This is a genomic window from Polaribacter sp. R77954 (assembly GCF_044595335.1).
GTDB lineage: Bacteria > Bacteroidota > Bacteroidia > Flavobacteriales > Flavobacteriaceae > Polaribacter.
Genome location: NZ_CP138992.1, coordinates 95,020 through 110,658, shown reverse-complemented (window position 1 = coordinate 110,658; position 15,639 = coordinate 95,020). Strand labels below are relative to the sequence as shown.

The window sequence follows — 15,639 nt, the reverse complement described above, 5'->3', positions numbered from 1 at the left end:
TACAAAAACCATTAAATTAAAAGATATGGAATCTTTAATAAAATTTGTTCAAGACGAATTTGTAACAAAAAAAGAATTTGCAGAATTTGCTGCTGGTGATACGATTACTGTGTATTACGAAATAAAAGAAGGAGAAAAAGTAAGAACTCAGTTTTTTAGAGGAGTTGTTATTCAAAGAAGAGGAACTGGTCTTTCAGAAACGTTTACGATTAGAAAAATGTCTGGTACTGTTGGTGTTGAAAGAATTTTTCCTGTAAACTTACCTTCTATTCAAAAAATTGAAGTAAACAAAAGAGGTAAAGTACGTAGAGCTCGTATTTACTACTTTAGAGGTCTTACTGGTAAAAAAGCTAGAATTACCGAAAAAAGAAGATAATCTCTTTTCAAGAATACATAAAAAAAGCGTTGTGAATTTTTACATCGCTTTTTTTTATGAACAAAAACCAAATTATAAATGGATTAAAATGGGTATCTAAAAAATAAAACTTCTTTAAAAATAGTAACCAAAAAAATTGATAAACCACAAGCGAAAATAAAAATCAACAACTGATATATTTTTGGTAAAATCATTGCAAAGCAAGCAACAAGAAATAGGCTGAAAAAGCACCTAAAAAAAGCTGTAAACAATTCATAAAGGCACCTCCTATTTTTAAATTAGAAATCTTTAAGAACAGAATTGGTTAACTGTAATTTCATAAAAAAACATCCTATAAAAAATGACTCATATCTTAATCTAGCATAATGTAAATCAGCACAAAAAACTATTTTTAAAGAAGCTTTTTCTTTAGTAAAAATTGCAATAAATGTCTCTAATTCTACACTTTTACGAAATCGTTTTCAATAATTATCAAAATCATAACAAAACCCACCAATTAATAAGATTTTTACATTAAAAAAATCACTTTTAATTCATAAATTTGCTCGCTTTCTTAATTACGATTTCTTTTAAATAGAAAGCTAAAACACTTAAAATTATTATAAACACCAATAACAATGAGCAAAAAAGCTAAAATTGTATATACAAAAACAGACGAAGCACCTGCTTTAGCAACTCGTTCTTTCCTTCCTATTGTAAAAGCTTTTACTAAATCCTCTAATATAGAAATTGAAATCAAAGACATTTCTTTAGCAGCAAGAATTTTGGCTAACTTTTCAGATTATCTTACCGAAGATCAAAAAGTAGAAGATGCACTTGCCATTTTAGGTGATCTTGTAAAATCTCCAGAAGCAAATATTATTAAATTACCAAATATTAGTGCCTCAGTTTCTCAGCTAACAGCTGCAGTAACAGAATTACAAGCTTTAGGTTATGCAATACCAAATTATCCTGAAGATGCAAAAACTAACGAAGAAAAAGAAATTTTAGCACGCTACAATAAAGTAAAAGGTTCTGCTGTAAACCCTGTTTTAAGAGAAGGAAATTCAGATAGAAGAGCGCCTAAAGCCATTAAAAACTACGCTCGTAAAAATCCACATGCTATGGGCGAGTGGAAATCTGATTCTAAAACTCATGTAGCAACCATGTCTGCTGGTGATTTTGCTAATAACGAAAAATCGATAACTGTAAATAAAGCAACAAACATATCTATAAAACACATTGCTAATAATGGCGCTGAAACTGTTTTAAAATCATCTTTAGATTTATTAGCTGGCGAAATTATTGACGCAACTGTTATGAATAAAAAAGCATTAATTGCTTTTTTAGAAAATAACATTGCAGACGCTAAAGAACAAGGTGTTTTACTTTCATTACACATGAAAGGAACCATGATGAAAGTTTCTGATCCAATTATTTTTGGACATGCTGTTAAAGTATTTTTTAAAGATTTATTTGAAAAACATGCTGAAACTTTTGAGAAAATTGGTGTAAATGCAAATGTAGGTTTTGGTAATGTTTTAAGTAACCTTAACGAAGTATCAGAAGAGAAAAAAGCAGAAATTTTAGCGGATATTGATGAAGCTTATAAAAACGGACCTGCTTTGGCTATGGTAAATTCAGATAAAGGAATTACCAACTTACACGTACCTTCTGATGTAATTATTGACGCTTCTATGCCAGCAATGATTAGAACTTCTGGTAGAATGTGGAATGCTAATGGCGAGTTACAAGACACCAAAGCAATTATTCCTGATAGTTCTTATGCAGGTATTTATTCAGCTACCATAGATTTTTGTAAAAAGAATGGTGCTTTTGACCCTACAACAATGGGTACTGTGCCTAATGTAGGTTTAATGGCTCAAAAAGCAGAAGAATATGGTTCTCACGATAAAACTTTTGAAATTGAAGCTGATGGTAAAGTAATGGTTACTGATGCAGAAGGAAACCTATTAATTGAGCATGCAGTTGAAAAGGGCGATATTTGGAGAATGTGCCAAACAAAGGACTTACCAATTCAAGATTGGGTTAAGTTAGCAGTTACAAGAGCTAAAGCATCAGAAACTCCTGCTGTATTTTGGTTAGATGAAAATAGAGCTCACGATGCAGAAATTATTAAAAAAGTAAATGCATATTTACCAAATCACGATACTTCTGGTTTAGATCTTAGAATTTTATCACCAACAAAAGCAACAGAATTTACTTTAGAAAGAATTGTAAAGGGATTAGATACCATTTCTGTTTCTGGTAATGTTTTACGTGATTATTTAACTGATTTATTTCCTATTTTAGAAGTAGGAACCTCTGCAAAAATGCTATCTATTGTTCCTTTAATGAATGGTGGCGGCTTATTTGAAACTGGTGCAGGTGGTTCTGCCCCAAAGCACGTACAACAATTTTTAGAAGAAAATCATTTACGTTGGGATTCTTTAGGTGAATTTTTAGCTTTAGCAGTTTCTTTAGAACACTTAGGAAAAGCAAATGATAATGAAAAAGCGTTGGTTTTAGCAGAAACTTTAGACGATGCTACAGATAAATTTTTAGATAAAGACAAATCTCCTTCAAGAAAAGTAGGTGAGTTAGACAATAGAGGTTCTCACTTCTACTTGGCAAAATATTGGGCAGAAGGTTTGGCTAATCAAAATAAAAATGCTGAATTAAAAGAAGAATTTACTTCTATTTTTGAAGCCTTAACTGCAAACGAAGAAAAAATAGTAGCTGAATTGAATGATATTCAAGGTGCTGCTGTACAAATTGGTGGTTACTATCAACCAAATGAAGATTTAACAGTTGCTGCAATGAGACCTAATACTACGTTAAACAGTATTTTAGGTTAAAAATTAACATAAATTTTCTTAAAACATTAACATAAGGGGTGCTATTTTGCACCCCTTTTTTAGTTAGATTTGGTCATCAACCAAAACAAAACTAATGAATAAAAAACGTATTGCCATCATTTCTGTGGCTGCACTAATTGCTATTTACTTTATTTACAATTACTTTTCGCCAGATTCAGAAGGTGATGTTTATCTAACAACAGAAGTAAAAAAGGGAGATTTTTTAAGCGAAGTAATTACCTCTGGCGAAGCTCAATCTACAAGTTCAAAAAAAATTAAGGGGCCAGACAATCTTAGAAAGTTTAGACTGAATAATGTTAAAATTCAAGATTTGGTTGCTGAAGGTACAATCGTTAAAAAAGGCGATTATGTGGGTAGATTAGACCCAAGTAGCGTGAATGAACAAATTTTAGATGCAGAATTAAATTTAGAAAACCAATTATCTAAATATACCCAACAACAACTAGATACCACCCTAACTTTAAAACAAGAAAGAAACTCCATCAAAGACTTACGTTTTAGTATGGAAGAAACTCGTTTGGAGTTAAAACAATCTATTTATGAACCACCTGCAACCATAAAAAAACTAGAAATAAATTTAGAAAAAGCAGAAAGAGATTTAAAAGAAAAACTTGAAAATTATAAAATTAAAAAGAGACAAGCCAATGCTAAAATGGTTGAAGTAGGCACACAGGTTTCTAAAATCAGAAAAAAATTAAACGATTTAATAAAATTACAAAAATCATTTACCATTTTTTCTGATGGAAATGGAATGATTACTTATGATAAAAACTGGGATGGGTCTAAAAAGAAAGTAGGTTCAGATATCAGTCCTTGGAATCCAACCATAGCTAGTTTACCAGACTTAACCAAAATGGAATCTAAAACTTATGCGAACGAGGTTGATATTCGAAAAATAAAAAAAGATTTACCCGTTAAAATTGGTTTTGATGCTTTTCCTGATATAGAAATGGATGGCACTGTAACAAGTGTTGCCAACGTTGGAGAAACAAAACGAGGTTCTGACATTAAAGTTTTTCAAGTACTGATAAAACTAAATGGTACCAATGATAATATTAGACCTGGTATGACCACATCAAACAAAATTTTAACTTTTGAGCGTAAAGATGTATTGAGTATTCCTTTAGAGGCAATTTTTTCTAAAGATTCAATTACTTATGTATATAAAAAATCTGGTTTTTCTATAGAAAAAAAACAAGTTATTATTGGCGATTCTAATAACGATGCTGTGATTATTACTGAAGGTTTAACTGAAGGAGAGGTAGTTTATTTAAACAAACCAGATGGCTATGAGAAAGAACAAATAGCCAAACTAAATTAGGTTTATGATTGACAAAATCTATATAGAAAAACTAAAATCTAATTTTAGTGAAGCTGTTCGTGTAATTTTAGCCAATAAAATGAGAACGCTTTTAACTTCTTTAGGAATTATTTTTGGAGTTGCTGCTGTAATTACAATGCTTGCCATTGGTAATGGTGCAGAAAAAGAAATCTTAGCGCAATTAGAATTGGTTGGTGTTAACAACATTGTAATATCTCCTATACCTGATGACAAAGAGGATAATAATGATGAAGAGGCAGATGAAGGTAGTCTTACTCCAGATCGTTTTTCTAAGGGCTTAGATATGCTAGATGTTCATAGCATCAAAAAAAATATACCTTCTGTAAAAACTGTAAGTCCAGAAATTATTTTAGAAACCTATGTCATTAAAAAAGGTAGACAAAGCCCTGTAAAATTAATAGGAGTTTCTGCTGACTTCTTTGCAACATCAAATATTGAAATTGAAAGTGGCAAAAACTTTTCGACAGTACAAATTGAAAACTCAATGCCTGTTTGCATTATTGGTAAAAAAATTGAGAAAAAATTATTTACAGGAGAAAGTGCTATTGGTAAACAAATTAAAGTAAAAGATGTTTGGCTGCAAGTAGTAGGTGTCATTGAAGAGAAATTTATTTCTGAAAACGCACAAGAAAATTTAGGTATTCGCGATTTAAATCAAGATGTTTACGTGCCAATAAACACTTTTTTAGTACGTTATAAAGATAGAAAGATTATTAGTGACAAGCCATTGCCAGAAGGAAATGTAATGATTTTTGGAAATCAACAAGGGCCGAAAAAAAGAATTCCAAGAGGCAATTATCATCAAATTGATAAGTTAACGATTCAAGTAAATAATTCATCTGAGTTAAATGCTACTGCAGATGTATTAAGTAGAATGTTAAAAAGAAGGCATAATGATATGTTAGATTTTGAGATTTCTATCCCTATTCAGCTATTAAAACAACAACAGAAAACCAAACAAATTTTTAATATTGTACTAAGTATTATTGCTGGTATTTCTCTATTGATTGGAGGTATTGGAATCATGAATATTATGTTAGCTTCTGTATTAGAAAGAACCAAAGAAATTGGTATTATTAGAGCTATTGGAGCTACACAAGAAGATGTAATTTTACAGTTTTTAACAGAATCTGTTTTGGTTAGTATTGGTGGTGGAATTATTGGAATTGTACTCGGTGTTTTATCCTCCTATATTTTAGAAATTTCTACAGGAATCGAAACCATTTTATCACTTAGTTCTATTTTATTATCCTTTTTTGTAGCCACATTAATTGGTTTAATTTTTGGAATTGCACCTGCCAGATCTGCTGCAAATAAAAGCCCTATTGAAGCCATAAGACACGAATAACTATGAAAAAAATACTTTTTATCTTTTGCTTTTTATCAATCTTTTTAAGTTTTGGTCAGCAGCAAATTACTTTAGAGCAAGCTATTTCTATTGCTCAAAAAAATTCTCCAGAATACAAGGCATTATTAAATCAAAATCAGGCAAGTTATTGGAGGTATCGTAGATTTAAAGCTGGTTTTTTACCTCAACTAAGGCTAGATGCAACCTTACCTTCGTATTCTAATTCTATTAATAGACTTACTAATGATGAAGGTGTAGATATTTTTGTACAATCTAATCAATCTATATTAGAAGGTAATTTATCTTTAAATCAGAATTTAGCCTTTACAGGTGGTACTATATCTTTAAGCTCTCAACTACAAAGGGTAGATTATTTTGCAAACAATTCTAAAGGCTTTTCTATAGTACCTTTTTCTATTAATTACAGGCAAAATTCTCTTTTTTACAATCAATTTAAATGGGATAAAAAAATTGAACCTTTAATTTACGAAGAAGCCAAAAGAGAGTTTATTGAACGCATGGAGCAAATTTCGTTATCTACCAGTAGGCAATATTTTGCGCTTTTAAAGGCGCAAGTACAATCAAGAATTGCTAAATCTAACTTTTCAAATCAAGATACCTTATTTCAAATATCTAAAGGAAGATATAAAATGGGAAAAATTGCAGAAAACGATTTACTACAAATCGAATTGTCTGTATTAAATTCAGAAAATGAAGTAATTTCTAATGAAATCAACTTTAAAAGAACTTCTCAAAACTTATCAAGATACTTGGTTTTGGATACTGAAAATATTTTATTATCCACACCAAAAGAATTGACCTCATTTACGGTTACTTTAAAAAAAGCATTAGCAGAAGCCAAAGCAAATAGAAAAGCTGTTATAGAATTTAGGCGAAGACGCTTGCAGGCAGAACAAGATGTTGCAGAAGTGAAAGGAAACAATAGGTTACAGATGAGCTTAAGGGCTAATTTTGGAATATCGCAACAAGGTGATACATTTAATAATTTATTACAAGATTTTAATCAACAACAAAACATTGTAGTATCTGTGGGTATTCCTATTTTAGATTGGGGAGTATCAAAATCTCGTAGAAAATTGGTAGAAGCAAATAAAGATTTAGAAATTACCAATATAGAAATTGAACAACAAGAATTTGAGCAAGAAATTTACCTACATGTTTTAAATTGGCAAAACCAACGTAACTTTTTAAAAACAGCAAAAAAAGCACAAGAAATTGCCATTAAAAGGTATGAAATTACCAAAAAAAGATTCATTCTAGGAAAAATAACCATCACAGACTTAAACTTAGCACTACAAGAAAAAGACAGATCTATATTAAGTTATTTAAATTCTCTTGAAAAATTTTGGACAGATTATTATACTTTAAGAAGGCTAACGTTATTTGATTTTATTAAAAATGAAAAAATAAAAACGGAAGATATTATTTACGATTAAAACGCCTTTTTAACGTTTTTTTATCTTTTCACTGAAATTTATAACATTACTTTTGTTTAAGTTAAACATAAATTAATCAAACAAAAAAACATCAAACTTGAAAAAGATATGCATTCTATTTTTCTTGTTGTCTATTACTGCATTTAGTCAAGAAAAATTTACAGTTAGCGGAACCGTTTACGACAATTCCAGCAACGAAACCTTAATTGGTGTTTCCATTTATTTTCCAGAAATAAATACAGGTACAACCACCAACGAATACGGTTTTTATTCCATCACAATTCCTGAAGGCACTTACAAAATGCAAATCAGTTATCTGGGTTTTACAACTATTGTAGAAACCATTGCTTTGCAAGAAAAAATTACTAAAAATTTTAAATTAGAAGAAGAATCTGAAAGTTTAGATGAAATAGTTATTGCAGCAGATATTGAAAAACTGAATGTAAAATCGCCTCAAATGAGTGTAAATAAACTAACATCAGCAACTATAAAACAAATTCCTGTAGTATTAGGTGAAGCTGACATTATTAAGTCAATTATACTTTTACCTGGAGTTACAAGTGCTGGTGAAGGTGCTTCAGGGTTTAATGTAAGAGGTGGTGCTGCAGATCAGAATTTAATTTTGTTAGATGAAGCTATCGTTTTCAATTCATCGCATTTGTTTGGTTTTTTCTCTGTTTTTAATCCTGATGTTATCAAAGACGTAAAATTATACAAAGGTGGAATACCCGCAAAATACGGGGGTAGATTGTCTTCGGTATTAGACATTTATCAAAAAGAAGGTAATAGTAAAGATTTTAATGTAACTGGTGGTATTGGGTTGATATCTTCTAGATTGTTGATAGAAGGCCCTATAAAAGAAGAAAAAATATCTTTTTTAATTGGTGGACGATCGTCTTATGCGCATCTATTTTTACCCCTTTTTGATAATGACAACAAAGCTTATTTTTACGATTTAAACACAAAAATCAATTATAGAATCGATGATAGAAACAGCGTGTTCTTTTCTGGTTATTTTGGTGAAGATGTTTTCGGTATTCAAAACAGCTTTATCAATACTTATGGTAATCAAGTTGCAAATTTACGTTGGAATCATCTTTTTTCAGACAAACTATTCTCAAATTTATCCTTAATCTATTCTGATTATTTTTATGGATTAACCTTAGATTTTGTTGGTTTTGAGTGGGATTCTGGTATTACGAACTACAATTTAAAATACGACTTTAATCATTATGTAAGTGATAAAATTAAGTTGAGTTATGGTATCAACAATATTTATACAAAATTTAATCCAGGAGAAATAATACCAAGTAGAGACGATTCTGGTATTGTAGCTGAAAAATTAATAGACAAATATGCCAATGAATTTGCTGCTTACATAGATGCTGAACATAAAATTAATGACAAATTAACCTTACAATATGGTGCACGCTTTAGTAACTTTACACGTTTAGGGCAAGATGAATTGAATATTTATGAAGATGGCAATCCTGTTATTTATAACGAGGAATTTAAAAAATACGAATCTGCTGAAGCAATTGGTGTAGAATCATTTAAAAGAAGCGATGCTATTGCAACATTCAGTAATTTTGAGCCCCGTTTTTCTTTATCTTATGTATTAAATGACGACGCTTCTGTTAAAATGAGCTACAACAGAATGGTACAGTATTTACACTTACTTTCCAACACTGCATCCCCTACTCCATTAGATATTTGGACACCAAGTGGAAAATATGTACAACCTCAATTATTAGATCAATATGCTGTTGGGTATTTTAAATCGATAAAAGATGGCGACTATTCTTTAGAAACAGAGGTGTTTTATAAAGACATTCAAAATCGTATCGATTATATAAATGGTGCAAATTTAGTGGCCAATAACGAAATTGAAACGGTTATTTTAAACGGTCAAGCAAGAGCATATGGTTTAGAGGTTTTATTCAAAAAAAACCAAGGTAATTTTACAGGTTGGTTTGCCTACACTTTTTCTAGATCAGAACAACAAACCTTAGGTAGAACAGCCATTGAGCCAGGTATAAATAATGGCGAATGGTATAGCACCCCTTTTGATAAAACCCATGATATTTCTATAAACGCAAGCTACAAACTCTCTAAAAAATGGACGTTAAATAGCAATTTTTTGTTACAAACTGGGCAACCTACCAATTACCCAGTTGGTCAATACCAAGTACAAGGATTAAACGTACCTATTTATGATGATAATAGAAGAAATGCAGACAGATTACCTGCATATCACAGATTAGACATTTCCGCAACCTTAACACCCGATAAAAATAAAAACAGAAAATGGCAAGGCGAATGGGTTTTCGGAATTTACAACTTGTATGGAAGGCAAAATGCAGCTTCCATCAACTTTAGTAGAAACTCAGAAACAATGCGTAATGAAGCTGTACAAACCTCTATTTTTGGCTTAGTGCCATCTGTTACTTATAATTTTAATTTTTAAATTGATGAAAAAGACATATATACTTCCTATTTTATTGGTGTTACTTTTTGCAAAATGCGAAAAAGTTATTGATGTTGATGTTCCTTCAATTGAACCCAAACTCATCATTGATGCTTCTTTTGAAGTTTATTTTGATGAAGATCCTGTCCGTGCAAAAACTACTGTAAAATTGAGTGAATCTGCAGACTATTTTGAGGAAACCATACCAACAGTAACCAACGCAACTGTTTTTATAACTTATCAAATAAATCAAGATACATTTGTAATCGATTTTACAGATGATAATGCAGATGGAACATATGAACCTGCAATTAGTTTTGTACCAATTGATAATATTGAATATGAATTAACCGTAATTCATAACAATGAAACTTATAAAGGAAAGGCAACAAAAGTAAAATCAACACCAATTATAGAGGTAAATCGTGGTGATGGAACTTTATTTTCTGGGAATGAAATTGAAATTAAAGTAAAAATTCAAGACGAATTAGATGTTGATAATTATTATTATTTCGATTTTTCTAATAACAATTACTCAGTATTAGAAGATCGTTTTTTTGATGGTCAAGAATATGAGGTGCCAAATTTTTACCTAGAAGATGAAATTGAGTTACCAATTACTGTAAATATAAAAATGTTAGGAATATCTAAAGATTATTACACGTATTTACAGATTTTAGTAGATCAAAGTGGGCAAGATGGAGGTGGTCCTTTTGAAACTGTACCCACCTCTTTATTGGGTAATATGATTAATACAACCAATGATAGTAATTTTCCTTTAGGTTATTTTCACATATCAGAAACAGATACTATTGAACTATTTTTAGATAAAGAAGAATAAATAAGTTGCATTTTAAGGTATTCAAGAAGCAATGTACTGATAAGAAATAATCTATTTTTAGAAGTAAGCGTTTGACCAATATATAGAAAATCTTGAAATTGAAATGCAAGCAAATTTTATGTTGTTAAAATAGTTAAAACTTAAAAATAAATATCTAATTGCATTAAAATCATTTATATCAAAACTCTTAATACATCTTATTCATTTAGAAAGCATAAAGCCATTACTTAAACGCCCTTTAAATGCCCACAAATCAACTTTAAAAATTAAGATGTAATTTAAAATTATTAAAGAAAAACACAAAATTTTACACCAAAAAATATATATTTCTCAAAATTAAAAGCATATTAATATCTATTTGTGAAATAACACAATTTTTAGTAATTTGCCATTCAACAAAATAGAACACATGCCAACAGACGTTACTAGGTTATTCGACTTTCCATACTATCAATTAGATACCTATAATCTTAATAATGCCTTTTCCACAAAACATAATGGAAAATGGGAAACCATATCAACTCAAACTTATATAGATAAAGCCAATCAACTTAGTAGAGGTTTACTAAAAATAGGTTTACAGCCAAATGATAAAGTTGCCATTATTTCTACAAATAACAGAAACGAATGGAACATTTGTGACATTGGCATTTTACAAACAGGAGCACAAACTGTACCTATTTATCCTACAATATCTAAAGAAGATTATCAATATGTAATTAATCATTCAGAAGCAATTTATTGCATTGTATCTGATGAAACTATTTTAGAAAAGCTGAATCAAATCAAAGGAGATACCCAATTAAAAGGCATATATACTTTTGACGACATTAAAGGTGAAAAAAGTTGGAAAGAAATTTTAAAACTTGGTGAAGACACTAGTAACCAAAAAGAGGTTGAAGCCAGAAAAAAAGCGGTTAAGCCTACAGATTTGGCCACACTAATTTATACTTCTGGTACAACAGGAAAACCAAAAGGAGTTATGCTTTCGCATGATAACGTGGTTTCTAATGTTATTGCCTCTAAAAAAAGAGTTCCTCTAGAATATGGTAACTCTAAAGGATTAAGTTTTCTACCTGTTTGCCATATTTTTGAAAGAATGATTTTATACTTATACCAATATTGTGGTGTATCTGTATATTTTGCAGAATCAATAGAAAAATTAACTGAAAATGCTCAGGAAATAAAACCTGATGTGATGACTGCAGTACCTCGTTTATATGAAAAAATATACGATAAAATAATTTTAAAAGGAGAAGATTTAACAGGTATAAAAAAGAAATTATTCTTTTGGGCTGTTAACTTAGGTTTAAAATACGAGCCTTATGGTGCCAATGGTTGGTGGTATGAAAAGCAATTAGGGTTGGCTAGAAAATTAATTTTTTCGAAATGGCAAGCTGCCTTAGGTGGCCAATTAAAACTAATGGTTTCTGGTAGTGCAGCTTTACAACCAAGATTAACAAGAATTTTTGCTGCGGCTAATATGCCTATTATGGAAGGTTATGGACTTACAGAAACATCACCAGTTATTTCTGTAAATGATCAAATTAATGGTAACTTTAGAGTAGGTACTGTTGGTAAAATAATTGATGATGTTGAGGTGAAAATTGCAGAGAGTGGCGAAATTTTAGTAAAAGGCCCTAACGTGATGCAAGGCTATTATAAAGATCCTGAAAAAACAGCTACAATTTTAAAAGACGGTTGGTTTTATACTGGTGATAAAGGAGAATTCGATAAAGATGGTTTCTTGAAAATTACAGGAAGAACCAAAGAAATGTTTAAAACCTCGGGTGGTAAATATGTAATTCCGCCATTATTAGAAGGCGAGTTAAAACAATCTTTATTTATTGAGCAAGTAATGGTAGTGGGTGAAAATGAAAAAATGCCTGCTGCAATAATTCAGCCTAACTTTGAATACCTCACAGATTGGGCAGCACATCATAATATTACTTACACCTCTAATGAAGAAATTATTACCGACAAAAGAATTTTAGATGCCATACAAGAAGCTGTAAATCATTGTAATAAAAACTTTGGTAAATGGGAACAAATAAAAGTATTTAAACTTACACCTGATATTTGGTCTATTGATGGTGGCCAATTAACACCAACAATGAAAATGAAAAGAGCCGTAATTAAAAAGATGTATCACCATTTATATGAAGAAATTTATAGGGGTTCATAAAACGTTTTAGTATCTTTATATAAATTCATTTATACTATTTTAGATACAAGGTTATGATAACACAAATCGTATACTACTCTATTTCAGAAACTGAAATGAACAATGTTTCTATTTCCGAAATCTTAGAACCTTCAAGAATTAATAATGCTAAAAAAGGTATTACAGGTTGTTTATTATATCATAATAGAGTGTTCTTGCAATTGTTAGAAGGCGAAAAAGAGACCATTACAGATTTGTATAAAATCATACAAAAAGACGTAAGGCACTCTAATGTTACACTAATCATAGAAGAAAGTATAGACAAAAGAATGTATCCAGGATGGAGCATGGCTTTCCATGAATTTAAAAACAATTCTTCCAATTTGGATAAATTTGCACAAAGTATCGACTTTTTTTCAAAAAACATACCTAAAAAATCTGAGGCAATTGATTTATTTTGGAGGATGGCCAAACAAATTGTCAACTAAATAAGCTATAATTTTAAGGCTATTTTCTGTTGGATAAAAAATTATAAAATCGGTTTTACGGTTTATCATACAACCAAAAAATATAAAGTAACTCAACAAAAATCAACTTAAAATTTGTTAAGATTTATTAACCTAACCTCAATACATACAGCTTTCTAAAACAAATTTTCAGATACTTGTACAATACAATCTAAAGAAGGTTGGCTTTCATAACAAGTAAACAGCAATCAAAAAAATAAATAGTGATAATTCGTGTAAATCGCATATAAACAACTACTTTTGCACGAAATTTAAGAAAGTACACATGCAGTCTATAAGAAACATCGCAATTATTGCACACGTTGACCACGGAAAAACAACGTTAGTAGATAAAATCATCGATCAAGCTAAAATTCTAGACGATCGTAAAGAGCGTACAGATTTGTTGTTAGACAACAACGATTTAGAGCGAGAAAGAGGAATTACAATTCTATCTAAAAACGTATCTGTAAACTACAAAGGAATAAAAATTAACGTAATTGATACACCTGGTCACGCCGATTTTGGTGGTGAAGTAGAACGTGTTTTAAAAATGGCAGATGGTGTTTTGCTTTTAGTGGATGCTTTTGAAGGCCCAATGCCACAAACTCGTTTTGTATTAGGTAAAGCAATAGAATTGGGTTTAACCCCTATTGTTGTTGTAAATAAAGTTGATAAAGAAAACTGTACTCCAGATTTAGTGCACGAAAAAGTATTCGACTTAATGTTTGCTTTAGATGCTACAGAAGATCAATTAGATTTTACAACAATTTATGGCTCTGCTAAAAACGGTTGGATGTCTACAGATTGGAAAGATGAAAAAACAGACATCATTGATTTGTTAGATGCTGTTGTAGAATCGATTCCAGAAGCTCCTTATAGAGAGGGTTCTCCTCAGATGCAAATAACATCTTTAGACTTTTCTGCTTTTACAGGTAGAATTGCAATAGGACGTGTATTTAGAGGAGATTTAGAAGAAAATAAAGACTATATGCTGTGTAAAGCTGATGGTTCTACTAAAAAAGTAAGAATCAAAGAATTACACATTTTTGAAGGTATGGGTAAAGCCAAAACCGATAAAGTAAGAAGTGGTGATATTTGTGCAATAACAGGTATAGAAGGTTTTGAAATTGGTGATACCATTGCCGATTTAGAAAATCCTGAAGCATTACCTAGAATTGAAGTAGATCAGCCAACAATGAGTATGTTGTTTACCATTAATAATTCACCATTTTTTGGTAAAGAAGGTAAATTTGTAACTTCTCGTCATTTACGTGACAGATTGTTTAAGGAAATGGAAAAGAACTTGGCTTTACGAGTAGATACTACTGACTCTGAAGATAAATTTAACGTTTTTGGTCGTGGTGTTTTACACTTATCTGTTTTAATAGAAACCATGCGTAGAGAAGGTTACGAATTACAAGTAGGTAGACCACAAGTTATTATTAAAGACATTGATGGTGTAAAATCTGAACCTTATGAAACCTTATCTATTGATGTGCCAGAAGATGTAGCTTCTAAAGCCATTAATTTAGTTTCTTTACGTAAAGGAGATTTATTAGTGATGGAGCCTAAAGGAGATTTACAACATTTAGAGTTTACAATACCATCTAGAGGATTAATTGGTTTACGTAACAAAATTTTAACTGCCACAGCTGGTACAGCAATCATAAACCACCGCTTTTCTGAATATGGCCCATTTAAAGGAGAATTTTCTGAAGATATTAAAGGTGCTATTGTTTCTGCAGCTGCTGGTAAAGCTACTGCCTATGCTATTGATAGGTTACAAGATAGAGGTAGATTTTTTATAGACCCTAATGAAGAAATTTATATTGGTCAGGTTGTTGGAGAAAATAGTAAAGATACTGATATGGGTGTAAACTTAATTAAAGGAAAAAAATTAAGTAACGTTCGTTCTTCTGGTACTGATGATAGTGTAAAAATTGCACCAAAAATAGATTTTTCTTTAGAAGAATGTATGGAATACATTAAAAGCGATGAGTATTTAGAGGTTACACCTGCTAGTTTACGTATGCGTAAAATTAACTTTAGACCGTAAATTTTAGCTTTAAAGCTAAGTAGAAAATTATAAACATTTAAAGCTCAAGAAATAAATTCTTGAGCTTTTTTTGTTGTAAAAAATTTGATTTATTAAAATGTTACTGTTATATCTCTATTTTGAATTAAAAAACTGAATTCATAAAATACTATTAAAACACAAAATAAGAATAGATTTAAACAAAAAACCAAGTAAAACTAATTACTTGGTTTTTAAAATTT

General features: G+C 30.4%; 10 protein-coding genes. All 10 read left to right on the top strand.

Features of this window, described 5'->3' with window-relative positions:
- The first annotated feature begins 25 nt into the window (after positions 1 to 25).
- The 10 genes from rplS (at position 26) to typA (ending at position 15,418) form a co-directional block, all read left to right on the top strand.
- A complete protein-coding gene (gene rplS / locus SJY27_RS00420) occupies positions 26 to 376 on the top strand; it encodes a 50S ribosomal protein L19 (RefSeq protein ID WP_397446268.1) in 351 nt (116 codons plus the stop codon).
- A 617-nt stretch (positions 377 to 993) separates the two neighbouring features.
- Entirely contained in the window at positions 994 to 3,213 is a 2,220-nt protein-coding gene (locus SJY27_RS00415; protein WP_397446267.1) for an NADP-dependent isocitrate dehydrogenase, read from the top strand.
- Positions 3,214 to 3,307: 94 nt separating this feature from the next.
- Positions 3,308 to 4,555: an efflux RND transporter periplasmic adaptor subunit gene (locus SJY27_RS00410; RefSeq protein ID WP_397446266.1), complete on the top strand. Its 1,248-nt coding sequence runs from the start codon at positions 3,308 to 3,310 to the stop codon at positions 4,553 to 4,555.
- Between the two features lie 4 nt (positions 4,556 to 4,559).
- Positions 4,560 to 5,924 (top strand): ABC transporter permease, encoded by a 1,365-nt coding sequence (locus tag SJY27_RS00405; protein WP_397446265.1) that lies wholly within the window; start codon positions 4,560 to 4,562, stop codon positions 5,922 to 5,924.
- A gap of 2 nt (positions 5,925 to 5,926) precedes the next feature.
- Positions 5,927 to 7,381: a TolC family protein gene (locus SJY27_RS00400; RefSeq protein ID WP_397446264.1), complete on the top strand. Its 1,455-nt coding sequence runs from the start codon at positions 5,927 to 5,929 to the stop codon at positions 7,379 to 7,381.
- Positions 7,382 to 7,478: 97 nt separating this feature from the next.
- Positions 7,479 to 9,848, top strand: a complete 2,370-nt coding sequence (locus SJY27_RS00395; protein ID WP_397446263.1) for a TonB-dependent receptor domain-containing protein — start codon at positions 7,479 to 7,481, stop codon at positions 9,846 to 9,848.
- Between the two features lie 4 nt (positions 9,849 to 9,852).
- Positions 9,853 to 10,689, top strand: a complete 837-nt coding sequence (locus tag SJY27_RS00390; RefSeq protein ID WP_397446262.1) for a DUF4249 family protein — start codon at positions 9,853 to 9,855, stop codon at positions 10,687 to 10,689.
- Positions 10,690 to 11,098: 409 nt separating this feature from the next.
- The gene (locus SJY27_RS00385) at positions 11,099 to 12,874 is read left to right on the top strand and encodes an AMP-dependent synthetase/ligase (RefSeq protein WP_397446261.1); all 1,776 of its coding nucleotides are present in this window, start codon (positions 11,099 to 11,101) and stop codon (positions 12,872 to 12,874) included.
- 53 nt (positions 12,875 to 12,927) lie between these two features.
- Positions 12,928 to 13,341, top strand: coding sequence for a BLUF domain-containing protein (locus SJY27_RS00380; protein ID WP_397446260.1), 414 nt, complete (start codon positions 12,928 to 12,930; stop codon positions 13,339 to 13,341).
- Positions 13,342 to 13,645: 304 nt separating this feature from the next.
- On the top strand, positions 13,646 to 15,418 hold the full coding sequence (typA, locus tag SJY27_RS00375) for a translational GTPase TypA (RefSeq protein WP_397446259.1): 1,773 nt from the start codon (positions 13,646 to 13,648) through the stop codon (positions 15,416 to 15,418).
- Positions 15,419 to 15,639 lie beyond the last annotated feature (221 nt).